The sequence below is a fragment of the Tamlana crocina genome, from assembly GCF_012037625.1.
Genome location: NZ_JAAVJS010000584.1, coordinates 1 through 340, shown reverse-complemented (window position 1 = coordinate 340; position 340 = coordinate 1). Strand labels below are relative to the sequence as shown.

The 340-nt window shown below is 39.7% G+C and carries 1 protein-coding gene; it reads right to left on the bottom strand.

Annotation, left to right across the window (positions count from 1 at the left end; translation table 11 throughout):
• Positions 1–198: 198 nt before the first annotated feature.
• Positions 199–340: 6,7-dimethyl-8-ribityllumazine synthase (locus tag HC176_RS18150; protein ID WP_209309814.1), on the bottom strand; the 142-nt coding region annotated here is incomplete at its 5' end.

The window sequence follows — 340 nt, the reverse complement described above, 5'->3', positions numbered from 1 at the left end:
ATATTTCCGGTGTCTTTGCCCTTATAGTAACGTGGGGTATAGTTATACCTGTTGTTTTTCTTTTTAGGCTGAAAGATGTTGAGTTTAAGCATTACAATTCTTTATTACCGGAATTTCAAATTTACTTAAAATGCTCAAGAATTCCGAAGTTTAGGAGAGCAAACTCACATCAACAAAAACAATGCCTTTTGTAGAAGATCAAATGCGGGAATCCTTGCGTAACTGGGCCATTTTTATAGCAGCTACAGCCGCTTCGGCTCCTTTGTTCCCGTGCCTGCCACCTGAACGATCAATTGCCTGCTGCATATTTTGATCTGTAAGCACACAAAAGATGACAGGA